This is a genomic window from Parabacteroides hominis, assembly GCF_014287585.1.
GTDB lineage: Bacteria > Bacteroidota > Bacteroidia > Bacteroidales > Tannerellaceae > Parabacteroides > Parabacteroides hominis.
In genome coordinates this window covers 86,184-108,601 of the sequence record NZ_JACOOJ010000010.1, presented here as the reverse complement: position 1 = coordinate 108,601, position 22,418 = coordinate 86,184, and the positions used below count along the sequence as shown (strand labels likewise).

The 22,418-nt window shown below is 47.0% G+C and carries 15 protein-coding genes; 8 read left to right on the top strand and 7 right to left on the bottom strand.

Going from position 1 to position 22,418, the window contains the following annotated elements:
• The gene (locus H8S65_RS08130; protein ID WP_186929488.1) at positions 1–732 is read left to right on the top strand and encodes a head GIN domain-containing protein; all 732 of its coding nucleotides are present in this window, start codon (positions 1–3) and stop codon (positions 730–732) included.
• 211 nt (positions 733–943) lie between these two features.
• On the opposite strand, the gene H8S65_RS08125 is transcribed toward H8S65_RS08130, so the two are convergent.
• The 3 genes from H8S65_RS08125 to H8S65_RS08115 form a co-directional block, all read right to left on the bottom strand.
• A complete protein-coding gene (locus H8S65_RS08125; protein ID WP_186929487.1) occupies positions 944–1,339 on the bottom strand; it encodes an HIT family protein in 396 nt (131 codons plus the stop codon).
• Positions 1,340–1,351: 12 nt separating this feature from the next.
• A complete protein-coding gene (gene greA / locus H8S65_RS08120) occupies positions 1,352–1,822 on the bottom strand; it encodes a transcription elongation factor GreA (RefSeq protein ID WP_005645641.1) in 471 nt (156 codons plus the stop codon).
• Between the two features lie 193 nt (positions 1,823–2,015).
• Positions 2,016–3,173 carry a TlpA disulfide reductase family protein gene (locus H8S65_RS08115; protein WP_186929512.1) on the bottom strand — a complete coding sequence of 386 codons (1,158 nt, stop codon included), beginning with the start codon at positions 3,171–3,173 and terminating at the stop codon, positions 2,016–2,018.
• Between the two features lie 199 nt (positions 3,174–3,372).
• On the opposite strand from H8S65_RS08115, the gene pnp reads away from it, so the two are divergent.
• Entirely contained in the window at positions 3,373–5,604 is a 2,232-nt protein-coding gene (pnp, locus tag H8S65_RS08110; protein WP_186929486.1) for a polyribonucleotide nucleotidyltransferase, read from the top strand.
• A 764-nt stretch (positions 5,605–6,368) separates the two neighbouring features.
• Here pnp and H8S65_RS21240 read toward each other — a convergent pair.
• Together H8S65_RS21240 and H8S65_RS08100 are read right to left on the bottom strand one after the other, a co-directional pair.
• Positions 6,369–9,428: a DUF6383 domain-containing protein gene (locus H8S65_RS21240; RefSeq protein WP_186929485.1), complete on the bottom strand. Its 3,060-nt coding sequence runs from the start codon at positions 9,426–9,428 to the stop codon at positions 6,369–6,371.
• A 632-nt stretch (positions 9,429–10,060) separates the two neighbouring features.
• A complete protein-coding gene (locus H8S65_RS08100; protein WP_186929484.1) occupies positions 10,061–11,701 on the bottom strand; it encodes a fumarate hydratase in 1,641 nt (546 codons plus the stop codon).
• 170 nt (positions 11,702–11,871) lie between these two features.
• Between H8S65_RS08100 and H8S65_RS08095 the strand changes: the two genes are divergently transcribed.
• Complete coding sequence (locus H8S65_RS08095) at positions 11,872–12,558, top strand: response regulator transcription factor (protein ID WP_186929483.1); 687 nt, start codon at positions 11,872–11,874, stop codon at positions 12,556–12,558.
• Positions 12,559–12,570: 12 nt separating this feature from the next.
• Positions 12,571–13,839 (top strand): sensor histidine kinase, encoded by a 1,269-nt coding sequence (locus H8S65_RS08090; RefSeq protein WP_186929482.1) that lies wholly within the window; start codon positions 12,571–12,573, stop codon positions 13,837–13,839.
• 291 nt (positions 13,840–14,130) lie between these two features.
• Here H8S65_RS08090 and H8S65_RS08085 read toward each other — a convergent pair whose 3' ends face one another.
• Both H8S65_RS08085 and H8S65_RS08080 read right to left on the bottom strand, forming a co-directional pair.
• Positions 14,131–14,973 (bottom strand): PepSY-like domain-containing protein, encoded by an 843-nt coding sequence (locus H8S65_RS08085; RefSeq protein ID WP_186929481.1) that lies wholly within the window; start codon positions 14,971–14,973, stop codon positions 14,131–14,133.
• Between the two features lie 27 nt (positions 14,974–15,000).
• Positions 15,001–15,438, bottom strand: coding sequence for a PepSY-like domain-containing protein (locus H8S65_RS08080; protein ID WP_186929480.1), 438 nt, complete (start codon positions 15,436–15,438; stop codon positions 15,001–15,003).
• Positions 15,439–15,565: 127 nt separating this feature from the next.
• Here H8S65_RS08080 and H8S65_RS08075 point away from each other — a divergent pair, with 127 nt between their 5' ends.
• From H8S65_RS08075 to H8S65_RS08060, 4 genes are all read left to right on the top strand, one after another.
• Entirely contained in the window at positions 15,566–17,218 is a 1,653-nt protein-coding gene (locus H8S65_RS08075; protein WP_186929479.1) for a trypsin-like peptidase domain-containing protein, read from the top strand.
• A 304-nt stretch (positions 17,219–17,522) separates the two neighbouring features.
• Positions 17,523–19,214 carry a tetratricopeptide repeat protein gene (locus tag H8S65_RS08070; RefSeq protein WP_186929478.1) on the top strand — a complete coding sequence of 564 codons (1,692 nt, stop codon included), beginning with the start codon at positions 17,523–17,525 and terminating at the stop codon, positions 19,212–19,214.
• A gap of 112 nt (positions 19,215–19,326) precedes the next feature.
• Positions 19,327–19,983, top strand: coding sequence for a hypothetical protein (locus tag H8S65_RS08065; RefSeq protein WP_186929477.1), 657 nt, complete (start codon positions 19,327–19,329; stop codon positions 19,981–19,983).
• A 108-nt stretch (positions 19,984–20,091) separates the two neighbouring features.
• On the top strand, positions 20,092–22,413 hold the full coding sequence (locus H8S65_RS08060; protein WP_186929476.1) for a GH92 family glycosyl hydrolase: 2,322 nt from the start codon (positions 20,092–20,094) through the stop codon (positions 22,411–22,413).
• Positions 22,414–22,418 lie beyond the last annotated feature (5 nt).

Here is a 22,418-nt window from a genome sequence, read left to right as displayed (position 1 = left end):
ATGAAACAGTCATATTCATTTATACTGGCATTCACGCTCATGGCAGGGCTTTTATGCTCCTGCCATATAAACAAAGTTTCCGGAGACGGCAATGTCGTAAGCAAGGAAATCCCGATAGGGGATTACGATGAGATACAAATCGAGGGAGAAAACATCGACCTCAAGTATATGCAATCGGACGACGCCCCCTATTTGAAAGTTGAAACAGACCAGAATATCATGGATATCCTGGAAATCAATTCCAATAGCAAAGAATTGGTCGTTCGCCCCAAAAACAGGCATACCGGCATCAACCCTACCCGCCTTATTGTGACAACCAACTCGACCGCCCTGAAAAAGTTTAAAATGGCAGGCGGAGGCAATTGCGACTTAGGCAAAGGTATCACCGGCGACAAACTGGAAATTAAATTTGCAGGAGGAGGAACCATAAGAGCCGATTCTATCACTATCACTCGCTTAGATTGCGAAATTGCTGGTAGCGGAACGGTCTATCTAAGCGGTAAAACAGAAAATATGAACATGAAAAATGCCGGTAGCTGCAAAATCAAAGCGTTCGACCTGGAAACCGAAAAACTTAATTGCAAGGCCGCCGGCAGTACCCATATCGAGATTACCGTAAATAAAGCAATATCCACCAAAATGGCCGGAAGCGGAACTATCCGGTACAAAGGGAATCCGGAGATAAAGGAAAAGAGCATTGTCGGGAGCGGTTCCATAACCAAAGTAGATTAAGAAATTGCGTATAACGATGATTGTGTGTTTAAAAAAGAAGGCCGTCCTTTCACAAGGAGGGCCTTTCTTCTAAGGTTAACAAATTTATGAGTAAAAACCACTAATGAATCTTTACCAAAAAACCGCTTCTTCCCTCTCAATATTGTCATACAGAGGAAGAAGCGGTTACAAATATACATAAAGTTTTTATATCAAAAAGACTTTACATCATTTATTTAAAGGCATTTCTTATCCGTGCAGCGGTGTCTGCGAGCACGTCCTGGGTAACCTCCATTTTTTTTCCGCCAAAATACATATCCGACTCCTTCCGGATCGGAATTAAATGAATATGCGCATGAGGGACTTCCAGACCCATTACAGCCAAACCGACCCGTTTGCAGGGAATAGCAGCTTCCTGTGCACGAGCCACCCGTTTGGCAAATGCCATCATACGTCCGAGCATAGGATCATCTATGTCGAAAATATAGTCGACCTCTTTTTTCGGTATCACCAGCGTATGGCCGGCAGCTACCGGGTTGATGTCCAGAAAAGCGAAGAACTCTTCGTCTTCCGCAACTTTATGGCAAGGGATCTCACCCGCCACAATCCTACTGAATATAGATGCCATAACGTTATATTATTAAATCGATATATCCATAATTTCAAAGCTCATCATACCGGATGGGACTTTGATTTCCACAATATCGCCTACCTTTTTCCCCATCAGCCCCTGCGCAATCGGAGTGCTGACCGCAATCTTGCCTTCTTTCAGGTTTGCTTCCGAATCTGAGACCAAAGTGTACGTCATGACTGCATTATTCTTGGTGTTCTTGATCTTCACCTTGTTAAGGATCTGAACTTCGTCTGTTTGAACACGAGTTTCGTCTATCAGGCGGGCATTAGAGATCAAGCCCTTCAACTGGGCAAGCTTTGCTTCCATAATACCTTGTGCTTCCTTTGCTGCGTCATACTCAGCATTTTCAGACAAATCTCCTTTGTCACGGGCCTCTGCAATCTGGGCAGATATTTCCGGACGTTTCACGGTTTCCAGATAATTGATTTCAGCTAAAATCTTATCATAACCATCTTTCGTCATATAGCTCACTGCCATACTAAATCCTCCTATTTATTTAAAATGTTATTATTGATTATTGCATAATAAAAAAAGAATCCCGACCAACTGCTTGGCCGGAACTCCTTTTTTCTGTATTTTCAGACTTTGCAAAGATAAACGATCTTTTTAAAACCAGCAACCTTTTCAAAGTGCTTTACAACATATAAATCTGAATGTTAGCAACAGGACATTAAAGTACCTTTTTCACATCCGATTCCAGTTTCTTCACGTCTTCGACACGCTTAACCAGGTTTCCCTTACGGTCAAGGATGAAAATAGCAGGCAGTTGTTTCACATTATACAAACCTGCCACCTGCGAATAAACAGACTGCGGGTCGCGGACAGTAATCCACGGCAAATGGGACGCCCCGTTTCTCCAGAAATGAAAATCACTATCCAGCGATACCTGATAAATCTCAAGTCCCTGGTCATGGTACTTCGTGTACAATTCACCCAATGCCATATTCAAAGCCGGCGACCATTCTGTCTGATAAGCCGTAAAGTTTATCAAAACAGCCTTGCCGGGAGCAACCGTAGACAGTTTTACCACTTCGCCCCGAACATCCGGCAATTCGATATCAAGGAATGAAATCTCCTTTGTCTCCACATTGCTGTAATCGACAGGACGTTGAGCGCGCAAGACCTTCATGGATTGCAGTGTCAGGTTGTACAAATGTTTCGAACGCGGGCTTTCCGGATAAGTATGATCGTAGCTGGTTGCAACCGCCCCGTATGCTTTGACATCATTCCTATCGTACAAATCAAAGAACAACAAACCGTCGATCTGCTGGAACAAAGCAAAATAGGCTGCCGTGGACATCGGCGCCGAATAAATATATTTCCGCGCGACTTCTTTATAAGCGTCGGCAGCAGCCAAAACCTTCGTACGATAGGTCGTATCTGAAATCATCTTATCTTCATACTCCTTTCGCAGGCGGCTGATAGCCTGATTCGCATCCAATTGCGCCAAGGTGATCGTCTTTATCGCTTTTGAGTTTTCAGACCCTTCCACAGAATAGGAAGTTGCGAAAGTACCGGCGTCAGCGACGAAGGAAATAGTTTCGGTCGAATCGACAGCGAAGTTTATCAACTGGTTATTCAGACGCAACCGGTAAAAGTCCGGATACTCAGGACGTTTTTCCGTAAACTTGAACTTCCCGCCGGGAGCCAACTTGATGGAATCGAGTGTCACCACATTCGAGATTCCGACATTTTCTAAATACATAAGCTGACCGTCAGCCCCTGTCACGACTCCCTTCACTGTAAATTCGGAGGAGTTGTTACAAGCTGAGAATAAGAACATACACAGTCCTAAAGCAGTCAACAGTCGTGTGGATATTTGTTTCATCATATCTTTACTTCTTGTTTTAATCCGCTGCAAATATACATTAATTTACAATTGTGGCACTATTATTCGCTAAATCTTCCCGCTATTTTTATAAAAAAGAGCATTTCTCATGTTTTTTATTTTCATTTTCACACGTTTACAGATAAACTTTCATTACATTTGCACCAATTTTTACAGATAGAAAAATAAGAAAAAGATTATGCTTAATCCAATTAACAAGACGATCGAATTGGCTGATGGAAGAACCATCACCATCGAAACCGGGAAATTGGCAAAACAGGCGGACGGTTCAGTTACCGTGCGTATGGGCAACACCGTGTTGCTGGCAACTGTTTGCGCCGCTAAAGATGCAAACCCGGGTGTTGACTTCATGCCGTTACAAGTAGAGTACAAAGAAAAATTCTCGGCATTTGGCCGTTTTCCGGGTGGTTTTACAAAAAGAGAAGGTAAAGCTTCAGACTACGAAATCCTGACTTCCCGTTTGGTTGACCGCGCCCTCCGTCCTCTTTTCCCGGATAATTATCACGCCGAAGTATATGTGAATGTTATATTATTCTCCGCTGACGGTGAAGATATGCCGGATGCGCTGGCCGGATTAGCGGCTTCCGCTGCATTGGCCGTATCGGATATTCCTTTCAACGGACCGATCTCCGAATGCCGTGTCGCACGTATCGATGGCAAGTATGTAGTTAACCCCACGTTCTCTGAATTGGAAAAAGCAGATATTGATATTATGGTGGGTGCTACGCTTGACAACATCATGATGGTGGAAGGCGAAATGGACGAAGTCCAGGAATCGGAAATGCTGGAAGCTATCAAAGTTGCACACGAAGCAATCAAAGTACAGTGCAAGGCCCAGCTCGAACTGTCTGAAGCTTGCGGCAAACTGGTTAAACGCGAATACTGCCACGAAGTAAACGACGACGAATTGCGCAAGGACGTACACGAAAAATGTTATGCCAAGGCCTATGCCGTTGCAACATCCGGCACAGACAAACATCAGCGTGCCGAAGCATTCGAAGCAATCGTTGAAGAATATAAAGCCCAGTTCTCCGAAGAAGAGCTGACGGACGAAAAAGCCGAAATGATCGGCCGCTATTACCACGATGTAGAAAAAGAAGCGATGCGCCGTGCTATCCTGGATGAAGGAAAGCGTCTGGATGGCCGTAAGACTACTGAAATCCGTCCGATCTGGATCGAAACAGACTGTCTGCCCGGTCCTCACGGTTCTGCAATCTTTACACGTGGAGAAACACAGTCACTCTCGACTGTCACTTTAGGTACAAAATCCGATGAAAAGATGATCGACGATGTACTGAACCACGGAAAAGAACGTTTCCTGTTACATTACAACTTCCCTCCGTTCTCTACAGGCGAAGCAAAAGCTTCCCGCGGTGTAGGACGTCGCGAAGTCGGTCACGGAAACCTGGCTCACCGTGCATTGAAACGGATGATCCCGACAGACTATCCTTACGTGGTACGCGTGATCTCCGATATCTTAGAGTCTAACGGTTCCTCTTCAATGGCAACCGTATGTGCCGGCACGCTGGCGTTGAGAGATGCAGGCGTCCCGATGAAGAAGCCGGTATCCGGTATCGCAATGGGTCTGATCTCTGAAAACAAAGGCCAGAACTACGCTATCCTGTCCGATATCTTAGGCGATGAAGACCACTTGGGCGATATGGACTTCAAGGTAACAGGCACAAAAGACGGTATCACTGCCACCCAGATGGACATCAAGGTAGACGGTCTGTCATACGAAATTCTTGAAAACGCATTGGCACAGGCAAAAGAAGGCCGCATGCACATCTTGGGCAAGATCACAGAAGCCCAGCCGGAAGTTCGTTCGGATCTGAAACCTCACGCTCCGAGAATCGAAACAATGACGATCGGTAAAGAATTTATCGGCGCCGTAATCGGTCCGGGCGGTAAGATCATCCAGGGCATCCAGGAAAAAACAGGCGCCGTTATTGCTATCGAGGAAGAAGACGGAGTTGGTAAAATCGAAATCTCCGGAACAAATAAAGCAACAATCGATGCTGCTATCCGCGCCATCAAAGGCATTGTTGCGGTTCCTGAAATCGGCGAAGTTTACGAAGGAAAGATTTCATCTGTCATGCCTTACGGTGCGTTCGTTGAATTTATGCCGGGCAAAGACGGTCTGCTGCATATTTCCGAAATCGACTGGAAACGTCTGGAAACAGTTGAACAGGCCGGTTTGAAAGAAGGTGATACTATCAGCGTCAAGTTGGTAGACATCGACGCCAAGACAGGCAAATTCAAATTATCCCACAAAGTCCTGCTGCCGAAACCGGAAGGTTACGAAGAACGTCCGCCGAGACCCGAACGCGGTCCGAGACCGGAACGTGGAGATCGTGGCCCCCGTCAGGATCGCGGAGACCGTGGTCCTCGCCGCGAACGCCAGGATTAAGAATCAGTAAAAACACATACGTGTATAATTTCCAAACGGCTCCCGCCCCCTATTTTTTGGGACGGGAGCCGTTTTTTTCGGACGGGAGGCAAAAAGGGGTGGACGTGGTGGACGTTATTTTGCGTTTTCAATACTTTATACACAATGGTAATGGTTTTATTCTACCTAATACCAATGACCATTACATATAAAGTTACAAAAGTGCATTTTAACGTCCACCACGTCCACCCCCATAACTCGTAGCACAATGATAACAAAGTCATTAACCTCCGCCGATATTTCTATCCATGCTCCCTCCTGCTGTCCAAAAGTTTGCTCAACTACGCAAAAAAGAGGCTTTTTCCATCGTTTCTTCAGTTCAAATCCCTCCTTTTTTCTGCTATTTCCGACATCATTCACGTCCATTTCGACCACCAATGACCATCGTTGAGACAAATTTCGGCCATTATTTCGCTACTTGACAGAATTTCTATGCGCTTATATGAATGAATGAGATGGAAAAACGAAGCCCCGAAGATGTCGATCACCTCCGGGGCTTGTTTTCTGTATGCTTTCGTCCTTCACAGGGCTACAGGCTACATTGAACTTTTAATTTCAATATACTTTAGTATTATTAATATTAAATCTGACCGCTTGTTCGCCTGTCGCAGGGTAATTGCCGTTTTCACGGTACGCGGCCAAACACTTTAGAATTATTTGATTATAAAATATCTTCCTTTTGCCAGGGGATCAATCCCCCGGCAAGGGAAATTTGTGTGTTTCTTTTATTTTACAATTGCTTTGACAGCTTCTTCGCCTTCGACAGCTACTACGACTACACCCTGGGGAGCAGCGATTACAGCGTTGTCGGAAGTAAGAACCGTGTTAGCTACTACCTGGCCTAAGATGTTGCTTACAACAACCTTCTTGCCGGCAGCGTTAGCGATGGTTACCTGGCCTTCGCCTGCGATAACCGCTACTTCAGATACTTCTACGCCTTCGTTTGCGGTAGGAGCTTCTGTTGCAGCCATATTGAACTGAGCAGCTTCATTGATGCTCGGAACCATTACCAATACATCATTACGAACGGCAACGAATTTGTTTGATTTCTGGTTTTCCAGAGAGATGGAACCGTTTTCGTTAGCAGTGAATGCCCAGTTGGCAATGTTTACATGATTCTTCTTGATAACTACAGTGTCTTTATCAGCAATAGCATGTCCGTTGAACAATGTGATTGTATCGGCTTCAACAACACCTTCCAGGAATCCGACGCGAGGAAGAGTCTCACTTGTGTAACCGTCAATCTTTACAGAATCTTCGAAAGATACCAGATAGTTCATTTCACCCTTAGCCTTGCAGTCGTCAGAGATATTCTGGCCTGTAGCAATGTAGTACAACGGTTTGTTTACATCAGCCATCGTTGCTGTGTCGATATACATCTTCAGGTTATCGATCGTGTAATCAGCTTTCAGTTCCTGGCCTACGCGTTTCAGGGCGGCAAAGTTGTCTGATGTGATTGTCAGAGCCATTGCATTGTCTGTTGACAGCGTGATAGTCTGGTGAGCCGGTTTCTGGATTGTCTTGTCGTAATCAGGAGTACCGTCTTCGATCATAAATACAGTGTTGGATGCTACGTTGTCGTATTCAGTCTGACTAACAGCGCCGTCGGTGATGTTTACAGATACTTTCTGGTCATACAAACCGCTCTGCGTACGAACACCGGCTTCTGTATTTTGAGCAATAGTAAACTTTGTGCCATAAGCACCATCGATAGTAATACCAGAACCTGCAGTCACTTTTGCAGTCGGCGTATAGATCTTTTCCATAACCAAAGAATATTTGTCTTTGCCTACAGCCTGGAAGTAAACAAAAGCAGTATCCGTTTTAGAAGTAGCCAGCACTGCTGTTGCATCTGTTGCATTCGCATTTTCCCATGCTACAGAAGTCATCTTATAAGATTTCAATGCCTTGTCATAAGCCAGATAAGATTTCTTGTCGGCACTCAACAACATATAAGAAGTACGTTTCAAAGAATCATTTTCAGCATCACCAAACTTCATTTCTTTATTCGGTTTCAGGCGGAACATTACTTTCTTGTCTGCATCAACAGTTGCAACGATAGCAGAGTCTTTTGTCGTCAGATAGACAGGATCATTGCTCAAAGCCTGAACCTGAATAGCAAATGTCAGATTGTCAACCTGGGAAGCAGAGAATTTCTTATAACCGACATAGTTGCCTGTAGCTTCCGGGCATTTAACCAAAGTAACAGTCTTAGAACCGATCATATACACTCCATTGGCAGCATCAACATCATAAGCTGTCCCATTAGCACCAGACAGTTCTTTTCCACTTTCGCGGTTAACCAACTTGTAAGAAGTGCCACCATTAGAAACCAAATTCCACTGTGTTGAAGGAACATAAGCAGAAGCAGCAGCAGATTTAGCGTCACCGGCAACCCAATAGTTACCTGTAGCCTTGTTATCTTCATCCATTTCTTTTACGAAATAAGCAACCTTCGTATCAAGGTTCTTAACTGCGGTAGAAGAACCGAAAGTGATGGACATGTTCTTGTAGGCTTCCAATGCTTCAACTGTAGCTTTTGCATCCAAAGTCAGTGCTTTAGCATCTTTCAATACGTTGATGAATGCCAGGTAACCATCTGTGGCAGCCGTTACATCCAAAGCAGTGTTTTCTGCACTAATAGTAGCGGCATAAGTACCTTTCTTTTCAACATCGCCCCAATATTCATTATCTCCAGGAGCTGTAGGTACAACAAGAGGATAGATATCTACATTGCCTTTAGAATAGTTGTAAGAAACCGAGAACATATAAGAAGCCAAGTCACGTCCTTCAGCCGGAACCAAACTCTTTCCATCTGTAGAAATACCGATTGTATCTTCTGTAAATGCGAATTGAGTTGTACCTGCGATATAAGCAGTATCGACAACTGCAAAATACTTAACAGTTTGTTTAGCCCCGTTTGTTACAGTCTTGCCTGTAGCTAAAAAGACAATCTTGTTTGTTGCATCTGTTCCATCAAAAGCGATATCAGCGGATGTGGCTGCAATAGTCAAATTGGCTGTTTTTTCATTATTATCATTGTCTCTTGCATAAGACACACTTGTTCCCGTAACAGACAACGCCTGCAAAGTCTTTCCAGAGAAAATATTATCGTCTGAATTCGGAGTGAATGTCAAATCGAAACCTTTTGCGTTTTTCTTTGCATTCAGGTCTTTTGCAGTCAGATCAACAGGATCGTTGTCGTCAACAAGTTTCAATTGTAATACTGTAGCACCTGTTTCAGCAGCGACAGTTGCACCACTTCCGTTTAATTGTGCAACAGCAACGACTGCACTTGTTACCGCACCACCCCAAAGGTTTTTAACCGTAACCAAACCGTACTCTTTACCATCTTTATAAGCCGTAAATTTTCCCGCGCTTCCCCAAGCAGCAGCAGAACTGTTTACCCATTGATTCAAAACACCATTCGCTTTGATAAGGGCTGCAGCAACATTTCCGGTTTTGCCTGTTTCAGTTGTTCTACCTGGGATAGCCAAAGATAAGACAGCTTTTGTTTCCTTATTTACCAATTTGTAAACATCAGTCGCTGTAGCTGTATTTTCTTTTGTAATTGTCCAAAAGAAACGATCGTCTAATGAAGTTCCTTTTGCAGCTAAAACTAAACTATCGGTTTTCAGAGCATCAACACCTAAAACGTTAGACGACCCATCTTCCAAACGATAATATTTGTCCTTGTCCGGTGTTGTATCAGCTGCCATCACCGTCGAAGACAAACCACCGGCTACCAGAGCGGCAGCCAAAAGAGTAGAAAATCTCTTGTTCATAATCATTAAAAATTAATTGTTAATAAAATAGTGTATAAAAATCCAACAACTAATTTTACGAAGGAGAAAAACAACTCCCCGCGAGGATTATGAACGGGCATAAAAAAAACGCGGGTCAATTGTCTATTATTTATTCGAAGGCATCTGGAAAAGCCCGCTTAGTAATAATAGAACAATAGCCCGCGCCTTATACGACATAATACAATCCCTCCATCTAAGATGGGGAGACACGTTATATACGTAACCAGCGCAAGCATTTACTGTCCATTATTCCACTAAGCTAAAAAATTTTCCAGATTTTTTCGAACAGGAATAATCTTCGTAAAATGCTTACAATATGTAATTGATCCCGCGCTCCGTGGGCCGCTGCCCACTACGGAATCGTTGCAAAGGTAAATAGGTTTTCCGAATCAACAAGAAAAAACACGCATAATTTTCCAAAACATGTGGGTTACAGGACAAAACAAGGTCGTTTATACAACATTCCCCTTAGGTTTTGGGGATAAAAAGGATTTACTACAAAGATCCGTGTTCAATTGGAAAAATCAAATAAGAGACATCGTCCTTCAACAAAAAAGAGGGAATGAATTTTTCCACTCCCTCTCTTTAATTATATGAACGTAAAGTAGGTCTTACTTGCTGCAAGTGCAACGCGGTTTGATCTGTTTGAAGAAATCGTTACCCTTGTTGTCTACCAGGATGAATGCGGGGAAGTCTTCCACTTCGATCTTCCAGATAGCTTCCATGCCCAATTCGGGATATTCGACACATTCGATGCTCTTGATGTTGTTCTGCGCTAAGATAGCAGCCGGGCCACCGATACTTCCTAAATAGAAACCGCCATATTTCTGGCAAGCATCCGTCACCTGCTGGCTACGGTTACCTTTCGCCAACATAACCATGCTGCCGCCGTGGCTCTGGAACAGGCCGACATACGAGTCCATACGACCGGCAGTCGTCGGGCCCATAGAACCGCAAGCCATACCAGCCGGAGTCTTGGCCGGGCCGGCATAATAGATAGGATGATCCTTGATATACTGAGGCAGGTCTTCACCGCGGTCCAGGCGTTCTTTCAGCTTGGCGTGAGCGATGTCGCGGCCTACGATGATCGTACCGTTCAGAGACAGGCGTGTTGCCACCGGATATTTATCCAATTCTTTCAGGATATCGGCCATCGGCTGGTTCAGGTTGATCTTGACAGCATCGCCTTCGCCAGCTTGGCGCAGTTCAGCCGGGATCAGTTCGCCCGGATGGCTGTCCAATTTCTCGATCCAGATACCGTCTTTGTTGATCTTGCATTTCACGTTACGGTCAGCCGAGCAGCTAACGCCCAAACCGACCGGACAGGAAGCGCCGTGGCGCGGCAGGCGGATGATCCGGATATCATGTGCCAGATACTTGCCGCCGAACTGTGCGCCCAAACCGATATTGTGAACTTCAGCCAGCACTTCTTTTTCCAGTTCGATATCCCGGAAAGCACGGCCATACTCGTTACCGGTCGTAGGCAATTCGTCATAATAATGAGTAGAAGCCAGCTTCACCGTCAGCAGGTTCTTCTCGGCAGAAGTACCGCCGATAACCACTGCGATATGATAAGGAGGGCAAGCAGCCGTACCCAATGTCTTGATCTTTTCGATGATGAAGGGGACCAAAGTGCCCGGATTCAGGATCGCCTTTGTTTCCTGGTACAGGTAAGTCTTGTTAGCGGAACCGCCGCCCTTTGTCACGCACAGGAATTTATATTCCATGCCTTCCGTAGCTTCGATGTCGATCTGGGCCGGCAGGTTGCACTTGGTGTTCACTTCGTCGTACATGTTCAGGGGAGCGTTCTGCGAATAGCGCAGGTTTTCTTCCGTATAGGTTTTATAAACACCCAACGAAAGCGCTTCTTCGTCGCAGTAGCCTGTCCACACCTGCTGTCCCTTTTCGCCGTGGATGATAGCCGTACCGGTATCCTGGCAGAAAGGAAGTACACCCTTAGCAGCAACTTCTGCGTTACGCAGGAAAGTCAAGGCTACATATTTATCGTTATCACTTGCTTCCGGATCGCTCAGGATCTTAGCCACCTGTTCGTTGTGCGAACGGCGAAGCATAAAGGAAACATCACGGAAAGCGGCATTAGCCATTGCCGTAAGACCTTCTTTCGCTACTTTCAGAACCGGGGTTCCTTCGAACTCGGAAACCGAAACATAATCTTTTGTAAGCAGATAATACTCTGTCGTATCCGGGCCCAATGGGAACGGAGCCTGATACTTGAAAGGAGTTGTTGCCATAGCGTTTGTATTTTAATTTATAATATTGGTTTTAGAATCGTATCCTTGAACGGACTGGCAAACTTAATTAAAAATCATGAGATTCGACAGTTGTTTGCCTTTTTAAAATGATCATTTCAAGTTTATTTTAAATTCGCTTCGTATCTTTGGATACAGATAAGGCGATATTTATGAAGATTTTAATAGTAGAAGACGAACCTTCGCTCAGGGAACTGATGCAGAAAACACTGGTTAAAGAGCGATATGTAGTGGAGACGGCGGCCACCTTCCGCGAAGCGAGCCTGAAAATAGCAGACTACAGCTACGACTGCATCCTGCTCGACATCATGCTGCCGGACGGGAACGGCTTGAAGCTGTTGGAGATGCTCAAGGAGCAGCAGAAGCGGGAGAGCGTCATCATCATCTCCGCCCGCGACTCCATCGAGGACAAGGTCTTAGGGCTGGAACAGGGAGCGGACGACTACCTCCCGAAGCCCTTCCACCTGGCCGAACTGAACGCCCGGATCAAAAGCGTACTGAGACGACAGCGTGGCGACGGCTCGCGCTCCCTCCGGCTGGGAAACCTGCGGATCGAGCCGGACAGTTTCCGGGTATTCGTCGACGACAAGGAGATGGAACTTCTCAAGAAAGAATACGACATCCTGTTCTATTTCGCCAACCGCCCGAACCATATCATCGACAAAGCCGTACTGGCCGAGGCGGTCTGGGGCGACCATATCGACCAGGCTGACAGTTTCCATTTCGTCTATGCACAGGTCAAGAACCTGCGCCAGCAGCTAAAGAAGGCGGGCGCGACAGTCGAAATCCGCTCCATCTACGGCTTCGGATATAAATTAGTCATCAACGAAGAAGAATAAGGCACGGCAGAGATGAAACTGATTTACCGCATATTGATCCGCCTGTCCCTGGCGTTGCTGGCTGTCCTGACGGTATGGACGGTTTTCTTCTACTTCACCATGATCGACGAGATCAACGACGAGGTAGACGACGCCTTAGAAGATTACTCCGAGACGATCATCATCCGCTCGCTTGCCGGCAAAGAGCTCCCTTCGAAAAACGACGGGACCAACAACAGCTATTCCATCCGTCCCATCAGCCAGGAAGAAGCCGGACAATACCCGGCGATCGAATACTACGACGCCGACATATATATAAAGGAAAAGGAAGAGACCGAACCGGCACGCGTGCTGCGGACCATCTTCACCGACAAGGACGACAATTATTTCCTGTTGGAAGTCTCGACTCCCTCTTTTGAAAAAGAAGATCTACGGGAGGCCGTCGCCAACTGGATCCTCTTTCTCTACATCGTCTTGCTGGTCACCCTGCTTACGGTCTGCATCTGGGTGTTCTACCGGAGCCTGCGCCCGTTGTACGCGCTATTGCACTGGCTGGACAGTTATTTGCCGGGCAAGCAGCACGAACCGGTTCCCAATGACACCACTATCCCGGAATTCCGCAGGCTGAACGAGGCTGCCGCCCAAGCCGTCGAACGTTCGGAACAGCTATTCAAACAGCAGAAACAATTCATCGGCAACGCTTCGCACGAACTCCAGACGCCGCTCGCCGTTTGCAGCAACCGTATCGAATGGCTGCTCGACAACACGGAACTGACGGAGGAACAAATGGAAGAACTGTTCAAGACCAAGCACACGCTGAACTACATCGTCCGGCTGAACAAATCCCTGCTGTTCCTCTCCCGGATCGACAACGGGCAATTCACCGACAGCCGTCCGGTCGAAATCAACAGCATCGCCAAACGGCTGCTGGATGACTACAAAGAGATATTCAGCCACTACGACACGGTAGTTTCGCTTGAAGAGCAAGGCAACCTGACAATCACGATGAACGAGACACTGGCGGAGGCGCTCGTCTCCAACCTGCTGAAAAACGCTTTTATCCATAACAGGGAGAAAGGACACGTCCGCGTCACGATCCAGGCAAACTCGCTGACTATCGCCAACACGGGACAGGCCGGGCCTCTCGACGGCGAGCATATCTTCGAACGTTTCTACCAGGGAAGCAAGAAAAAGGAATCGACCGGACTCGGCCTCGCCATAGCCGAAGCGATCTGCCGCCAGTACGGGTTGCACATCTCCTACCAATACCAAGAGGGTGAACATATCTTCCAGGTCCAATAAAAAGAGGCGTCACAGTGTCACCCTAAACCCAGGTGCTCCAATAGGGTTTCCTACCGAGGAAACTTTCGTTTCTTGCCTTGGAAACTACAGTTTCCTGCCGAGGGAACTTTCGTTTCCTGCCGAGGGAACTACAGTTTCCAAGGCGAGGAAATTTTAAACGGCTATATATAAACACTTTATATACTTGATAAAAAGAAAGAAAAAAGGCTGTCCTAATCGAGAATACATCCCGAAAGGATAGCCTTTCAATCGCGCTTAAACGCTGTTTAATCGATCTTTAAACGGTTTTCTCTACAATATATTCCCCAGAGCATCGATACGGAGGTTGACCTCCCTGTCGCCCGATTCCAATTCGACAAGATACCATTCGCCATCGGGCGTCTCGATGAAATCGGCATCGTCGATCTTATAGGTTGCGTATTGCGAAGCCTTGATAGCAGCCATTACCGCATCCGGCAGTGCGGAAATACGAAGTTCCGTTTTGGTCTGCATCCAAGCGCCTCCATCATTGAACAAGAGTTCGCGGCAAACCGTTCCGTCCAGTATTTCGACCTCCGTCATGCCTTTCTCCCGATCGATATCCAGGATGCGGGCAGAGGGATAATCTTCTTTGATATAAGCCTCTACGGAAGAGGAAGGTTGGGACGGGATGAAATCTTCATAGCCATCGTTGCCATCCGCATCGAGAACGGTTCTCACCAGGATGCCATCCGGGGAATAGTAAAGATCCACCTCGCTATTGCCTTGCTCCACTTCGATCACATAGACAGTCTCGACACCCCGGCGTTCGATCATATCCACATCGTCCACTTTCCAGGTCGAATAATCGCTTTGCCGGAAAGCCGTCTTCACCGCATCGGGAAGCTGTGCAAAAGGGATATCCGTTTCCGTCATATACCAAACTCCGCTGTTGTCGAACCAGGCTTCCTTCTCTACTTTATCCTGTTTGAAATCCACTATCAAATAATCGTTACGAGTCTCCCACTCCACATCCTTCGCCGAAGGATATTTTTCGTCAAAGGCCGCTTTGGTCTCGGCGCTCACATAGCCGGGAACCGGTTCGTTGTCATCATTGTCACAACTCTGGAACAGGCACAGAGACAGTGCCGCAAGCAAAAATACATTCTTCATCATACTGTTTCTATTTAAATCGGTTCTTAATTAATTGTCTATATCTACCAAGTTAAACTTCTTGTCGAACTCCAATTTCATGCCGTTGGCAAGTTTCGCTTCATATCCCCGGTCTTCCTTTTCGATCTTAACGACCTTGTGGCCGGGATAATTTGTCTTTACATAGCGCAGGATGGCTTCGGGGATGACGGCTTCGGGGACGGCTGAATATTTGCAATCCACCTCTTTCCAGGTCCCGTCCTTAAAGAACTCCACCTTGCTGCTGCTGGCAAAAATCACTTCATATTTCTTGTCGAAGAAATCCTTTTCCATCTTTGCCAACGCCACCTTTTCCTGCGGGAAATATTTCTTTACATACGCCTGTGCCTTAGCGGGCAACTGGTCGAAACGAACTGGACGGTCATCGTCCGCACGGACTGCCATACTTACGGTAAGCAGGCAAACTAACAGGGCTAAAATCTTCTTCATTTTATTCTTCTTTTATAGTTCTACTTCTTATCTGTCTAATCTTTCGACAGGACAAATATCAGGAATGATTTTAAAATGAATCTGAAATAGCAGATTATTTCCTTAAAATCGTATATTTGCCGCCACTATGGCAAAACATCTTATCATATACTTCGGATTATGCCTGTTTCTTAGTGTTTCCGTCAAGGCACAAATCAGTCACGGAGGACGACCGTTGCCTCTCACGGCTACCAAAAGCCTGACAGAGGACCTGTTTATCACTATGCCCCCGTTCGACCTGGCGGAGCAGCTCCGGCTCGACTCGCTCGAAGCGACCGGCCTGCGGAGCGGGTTCCGCTTTGCCTACAAGTTCATGACGGACTATACGCCGGAGAACTCCGGTAGCCGTTTCACCCTGCCCGACGGGACAAAGGTCTGGCGGCTCGGAATACGTTCCGAAGGTGCGCTCTCCCTCAATATAATGTTCAGCGAATACCATCTGCCCGAAGGCGCACGCGTGTTCCTTTATAATAGCGACCAATCGGAAGTATTGGGCTCATTCAACCACCTGAACAATTCGGAACGCGGCATTCTGCCCGTCGCCCCGATCCAGGGAGACGAGCTGATCGTCGAATACCAGGAACCAGCGGCAGCCGCTTTTCCCGGCAAACTCGCGGTCGGCGAAGTGAACCACGGCTACAGGGACCTCAGAGTCTCGGAACCGCAGCCCGACTTTACGGCTTTCGAGTGTATGCCGACCGTAGCCTGTTTCCAAGATACGACAACACGTTACGACGAGATCGAACGAAGCGTTGTCCTTTTGATTATCGACGGACAAATCGGCTGTACAGGTACGCTTGTCAACAACACGGCAAACGACGGGAAACCTTATCTCCTTACAGCCTCGCACTGCCTGAACAACCAGTTCCGGATCCAAAACCCGGATTATGAAGAGGTGGCGGGCAAGATCGTCTGTTACTTCAATTACAACAGCCCCCAATGCAGTCCGGTAGAACCCGGACGCACGGACCAGACGGTAGCATCCGCCCATTTCCGGGCCGTGAACGAAAAGACAGACATGGCCTTGCTGGAACTGCTCGATACTCCGCCCACCGACTACCGGGCCTATTATGCCGGCTGGAACGCGCAGGACGCGGGGACAGCTCCTTATACCTGCATCCACCATCCAAGCGGATCGCTGAAACGGATCAGTGTCGCCGAAGGAAATGTAGAGCTTCAGACATACAAAATCACAGCTACAGAGTTTGACGAAAACGCCCACTGGAAGGTAGCCCGCTGGACGACAGGCTGCACAGCCGGAGGTTCGTCCGGTTCTCCCCTTTTAGATGGCGACAACCGGATCATCGGAGGTCTGACAGGCGGTGCTTCCAACTGTGCCAATCCGGTCGAAGACTTCTTTTTCTCCATACAAAAAAGCTGGTCCGAACCGACCGATAGTAGCAGGCAGCTTAAATACTGGCTCGATCCTGTCGGAGTGACTGCTCCCGTCTGCGCCGGAATGGACCCGAACGAAGAAGGAGGAACGGCCAACGAACGCATAGAAGCGGCAACAGACGTCAGCCTGTCCGTCGACAGATACCGGAATACGATCCGCATCGACTTTGCAGTCCCCGTCAGCCGGGCTTCGCTCACCCTGGTATCGCTCACCGGAAAGCCTGTGCGCAGTTATTCCATCGCCGGGCAACAGGCAACCTTGCCGATTGGTTCGCTTCCGGCTGGCGTGTACATCGTGAAGATTGTTTATAATAACAAACTTTATACTCAAAAAGCCCTGTTTTGATTAAAATTTGACAATAAGGGTCAGACGAAATCCGGAAGGATTCACCGGACAAAGGGAGAAATGAAAGGGATATTTGCATAAGACACGCAGAGCAAAAAGTCTAAATCCACTTCATTTCCTATCTGTTTTGAAATCAGACAGGAAAAAATGGAGACAAGATTCATTAATAAGTATTAATTAGAAAGATTTTATCTCTTGTTTGCTCTTCATAACAAAAAAATGCTTTAGTTTTGCACTTTGATGGCTAAGGGATATTTGAAAGTGAATATATAAACATAGTAACATTTTAAACTTACATCAAATTATGAACAAAAAGTATTTAATGCCTTTCCTCGTATTGGCAGCAATTCTGACTTTTTCTTCTTGTTCAAACAAGTTGAAACCGTTAGCTGAAGAGTACATCAAAGCTGAACCGCAGCCGCTTGAGGCCATCGGAGGCAAAGTTCCTGTGACTATTAATGCCACATTCCCTGCAAAATGGTTCAACAAGAAAGCTGTTGTAACCGTAACTCCGGTTCTTCGTTATGCCGGTGGTGAAGCATGGGGAACATCTTACACTTACCAAGGTGAAAAAGTAAAGGGTAACAACCAGGTTATCCCGCAGAAAGATGGTGCTAACGTAACCATGAAATCTGCTTTCACTTACAAACCGGAAATGAAAAAATCTGAATTGTATCTGACTTTCGACGCAAAGATCAAGAACAAGACAGTTAAATTGCCGGACGTAAAAATCGGCGAAGGTGTGATCGCTACATCTGAACTGGCTGACGCAGCTACTGCCAACGCAGCTATCGCAGCAGACAAATTCCAGCGTATCATCAAAGAAGCTCACGATGCTAACATCATGTTCCTTATCCAGCAGGCTAACCTGCGTGCAAAAGAGTTGAACTCCGACGCAATCAAAGAATGGAAAGAACTTGTTAAGAATGCAGACGAAGCTCCTAACCAGAACGTAGCAATCGAAATCTCTGCTTACGCTTCTCCTGACGGTGGTGTTAAGTTGAACACCGGCCTGGCTGAAAATCGTGAAGGCAACACAAGCAAATATCTGGCTAAAGAGTTGAAGAAAATGAAAGTTGACGCTCCGGTTGACGCTCGTTACACAGCTCAGGACTGGGAAGGCTTCAAAGAATTGGTAGCCGCTTCCAACCTGCAGGATAAAGACCTCGTGCTGAGAGTTATCTCTATGTACCAGGATCCTGAAACAAGAGAAAAAGAAATCAAGAACATCTCTGCTGTTTACTCTGACTTGGCTGAAACAATCCTGCCGCAACTTCGTCGTTCCCGTTTGACTGCCAATATCGAAATCATCGGTAAGTCTGACGACGAAATCAGCGCACTGGCTAAGAGCAATCCTTCTGAACTGAACATCGAAGAAATTCTGTACGCTGCAACTCTGACTAACAACGACGCAGAAAAGATGGCTATCTATACAAAGGCTTCTGAACTGTATCCTAACTGCTACCGCACTTGGAACAACATCGGTATGATGGCATTCCGCGCCGGCGACCTGGCTAAGGCAGAACAGATGTTCAACAAATCAAACTCTGTAAAAGCAAATCCGGAAGCTAACATGAACTTAGGTTTGATCGCTTTGACAAAGGGCGACCAGGCTAAGGCTCAGCAGTTGTTCGGTAGCGCAGCAGGCGTTGCTGAATTAGGCGAAGCTCTGGGTGTTCTGTACCTGGAACAGGGCGAATGGGCTAAGGCTGCCAACTCTTTCGGTTCAGTTAAGTCTAACAACGCTGCTCTGGCTCAGATCCTGACTAAGGATTACAGCAAGGCTTCTCAGACTTTGAACGCAGTTGCTAAACCCGACGCTACAACTTCTTACCTGAAAGCTGTCGTAGCTGCTCGCACAAACGACGCTAACGCAGTTATCAGCAACCTGAAAGCTGCTATCGCTGCTGACAAGGCTATGGCTAAAGAAGCTGCTATCGACCTGGAATTTGCTAAATATGCAACTAACAGCGAATTTGCTGCTTTGGTTAAGTAATAACAAACTTATTCCATATATCCGAAAGGCCGTCTCTGTAAAAAGAGACGGCTTTTTTTGTTCTTATCCGAAACAATACGTATCTTTCGTAAGAATTTAAACAGTGATTGCCATGAGAAAACTTATCTATTCCCTAATCATCTGCCTGATGGCCGTAACAGGCAAATCGTCAGCCCAGGAAGGCAAGTCCGAATACCTCTTCAACGACTTCCAGAAAAGCCTTATCTATTACAAGGACGGGAGGGTGTTCAGCGTAAAGGTAAACTACAATCTGGCAAGAAACGCTTTTATGTTCATAGACGAAAACGACAACAACAATATCAAGCTGTTTGCCGAGCCGGACATGGTGCGGACATTGAAGATAGACAATCGTATCTTCCAGTTGAATTCCAAAGGACTGGCGCAAGAGCATCTGAACCAGGAGCCGTATCTGGCTGTCACCTACAGAGGCAAATCGCGTCCGGAAGGGAAACAGGTGGGTTATGGAGGGCGTTCAGAAACAGCCTCTGTCGATTCTTATTCGAGCATCCAGTCGGGAGGGCATTCCTACAATCTGGAAACAGAGAAAATCATTCTTGCCGACGTGGAAAAAAGATATACGATCAAGAAGAACAAGAAACAAAAGCAGTTCCAGTCTTCCAAACAGTTTCTGAAACTATATCCGAAAGAACAGGAAGAAACGATAAAGGCGTATATAAAAAGTAATAAGATCAACTTTGACGAGCCCCAGCAGGTTCTCCAACTGGTCAAATACGCAGAAGCGTTGTAGCTTTCCGCCATTTAGCCAAATATCTAAATAAATCCGACAAAAAATACATTTGCATATTTGCGGCTTTGCTTACCTTTGGACATCCCAGAAAATAAGAAAAACACGCATATGCAAAAACAAATGAAATCACTGATTGTCGCTCTTGCCTGCATAACCATGCCGGTTATGGCGCAAAAGACCGATCTGGTAAACCCGATCATCGGAACAAACGGGATGGGACATACATTTCCCGGCGCCTGCGCCCCGTTCGGCATCGTACAGGTAAGTCCTGACACCGATACCATTCCCCATAACATCGACGGAGTCTATCAACCCCGCGCGTATGAATACTGTGCCGGCTACCAGCATAAGGACAGTTCCATCGTCGGTTTCAGCCATACGCACTTCAGCGGAACGGGGCATTCCGACCTCGGCGATATCCTGCTGATGCCTTTCACCGGGAAATTACAGGTCAACCCCGGTACGGCTGATAATCCGGACAGCGGCTATCGTTCCCGGTTCAGCCATGACACCGAAATATCCCGTCCGGGCTACTACGAAGTGTTGCTGGCCGACGACCAGATCAAAGTGCAACTGACGGCAACCGAACGGACCGGTATTCATAAATACACCTATCCGGCCGATCAGAAGAAACAACTGATACTCGACCTCAACCACGGCATCTACAATTACGACGGCAAGGTGTTGTGGGCAAACCTCCGGGTCGAAAACGACACCCTGGTTACCGGCTACCGCATTACCAACGGATGGAGCCGTGTAAACTACACCTATTTTGCCATCTCGTTCTCCCAGCCGGTCACCCGTTACGGATATACGGACCGGGAGAAAGTCAACTATCCGGGTGGTTTCCGGCGTTTCAATACAGCAGAGAACTTCCCGGAGATCGGCGGACGTAAAGTCGTTTCTTACTTCGAGTTCAAGGAAGGAAGCGCCCCGCTCGAAATCAAAGTGGCTCTTTCGGCTGTCGGAACAGACGGGGCCGTAAAGAACCTGCAAGCGGAGGCTACCGGCAAGTCGTTTGACACGATCCGCCAGGAAACGAACGGGAAATGGGAGAACGCGCTGTCCGTCATCGATGCGGAGGGCAGCAACGACCAGCTATCCATGCTTTATACTTCTTTGTACCATACGATGATCAATCCGTCCGTTTATATGGATGTAGACGGGAAATACCGGGGGATCGACCACAATATCCACCAGGCCGAGGGCTTTACGAACTATACCGTATTTTCTGTCTGGGACACATACCGGGCTTTGCATCCGTTGTTCAACATCATCAAACGGGATGTCAGCACGGACCTTGTGAAATCGATGCTCGCCCATTACAGCCAAAGTGTGCATCACCTGCTGCCGGTCTGGTCGCATATGGGTAACGAGAACTGGTGCATGATCGGCTATCACTCGGTTTCTGTCCTGGCCGATGCCATCACCAAAGGCTTGCCGATCGACAAACAGGAAGCGATCAAAGCGATGGTCAGCAGTTCGAACGTGCCTTATTATGATCATACGGACGAGTATAAACGATTAGGATATGTTCCTTTCGACGATTCACAAACATCGGCATCCATCACATTGGAAAATGCCTATGAGGATTGGACAGTCTATCACACTGCTCTTTTGATGGGAGACAAACAGATTGCCGATACTTACAAGAAGCGCGCACTCTCTTACAAGAACGTGTTCAAACCCGGCCTGGGCTTCGCCTGTCCGCGTTACAAAGACGGTAGCTGGAAAGAGGATATCGACCTGCTCAGCACACACGGACAAGGTTTTATCGAAGGAAACGCCTGGAACTATTCTTTCTATGTTCCGCAGGCTCCGTCCGACCTGATCCGCCTGATGGGTGGCAACCGCAGCTTTATCAACAAGCTGGACTCCTTGTTTACCATGCATCTGCCGGACGAGTTCTTCGCCCAGACCGAAGATGTGACACGGGAAGGCTTGCTCGGCACTTATGTCCACGGTAACGAACCGAGCCACCACATTCCTTATTTATACAGTTGGACTACCGAACCGTGGAAGACGCAATACTGGATTCGCGAGATCATGAACCGCATGTACCGCAACAATATCGACGGCCTGTGCGGCAACGACGATTGCGGCCAGATGTCCGCCTGGTACATCTTCTCGGCCTTGGGCTTCTATCCGGTATGCCCCGGAACCGACCAGTATGTCATCGGAACTCCTTACCTTCCTTACATGCGGGTAAACCTGGAAAACGGAAAAACATTTACGGTCAGAGCGGATAAGGTCAGCGACAAGAACCGTTACATCAAATCCGTCACCCTGAACGGCAAACCTTACGAAAAGGCGTACATCACCCATCAGGATATCATGGACGGAGGCGAACTCGTCTTCCAAATGACTTCGAGTCCCAATAAGAAAAGGCAGTTCACAGCAGAGGAAAAGCCTTATTCATTAGCCGAATAAACACA

Coding starts and splice junctions, on each gene's coding strand:
- H8S65_RS08130 (WP_186929488.1), top strand. CDS start 1: ATGAAACAGTCATATTCATTTATACTGGCATTCACGCTCATGGCAGGG.
- H8S65_RS08125 (WP_186929487.1), bottom strand. CDS start 1,339: ATGGCATCTATATTCAGTAGGATTGTGGCGGGTGAGATCCCTTGCCAT.
- greA (WP_005645641.1), bottom strand. CDS start 1,822: ATGGCAGTGAGCTATATGACGAAAGATGGTTATGATAAGATTTTAGCT.
- H8S65_RS08115 (WP_186929512.1), bottom strand. CDS start 3,173: ATGAAACAAATATCCACACGACTGTTGACTGCTTTAGGACTGTGTATG.
- pnp (WP_186929486.1), top strand. CDS start 3,373: ATGCTTAATCCAATTAACAAGACGATCGAATTGGCTGATGGAAGAACC.
- H8S65_RS21240 (WP_186929485.1), bottom strand. CDS start 9,428: ATGAACAAGAGATTTTCTACTCTTTTGGCTGCCGCTCTGGTAGCCGGT.
- H8S65_RS08100 (WP_186929484.1), bottom strand. CDS start 11,701: ATGGCAACAACTCCTTTCAAGTATCAGGCTCCGTTCCCATTGGGCCCG.
- H8S65_RS08095 (WP_186929483.1), top strand. CDS start 11,872: ATGAAGATTTTAATAGTAGAAGACGAACCTTCGCTCAGGGAACTGATG.
- H8S65_RS08090 (WP_186929482.1), top strand. CDS start 12,571: ATGAAACTGATTTACCGCATATTGATCCGCCTGTCCCTGGCGTTGCTG.
- H8S65_RS08085 (WP_186929481.1), bottom strand. CDS start 14,973: ATGATGAAGAATGTATTTTTGCTTGCGGCACTGTCTCTGTGCCTGTTC.
- H8S65_RS08080 (WP_186929480.1), bottom strand. CDS start 15,438: ATGAAGAAGATTTTAGCCCTGTTAGTTTGCCTGCTTACCGTAAGTATG.
- H8S65_RS08075 (WP_186929479.1), top strand. CDS start 15,566: ATGGCAAAACATCTTATCATATACTTCGGATTATGCCTGTTTCTTAGT.
- H8S65_RS08070 (WP_186929478.1), top strand. CDS start 17,523: ATGAACAAAAAGTATTTAATGCCTTTCCTCGTATTGGCAGCAATTCTG.
- H8S65_RS08065 (WP_186929477.1), top strand. CDS start 19,327: ATGAGAAAACTTATCTATTCCCTAATCATCTGCCTGATGGCCGTAACA.
- H8S65_RS08060 (WP_186929476.1), top strand. CDS start 20,092: ATGCAAAAACAAATGAAATCACTGATTGTCGCTCTTGCCTGCATAACC.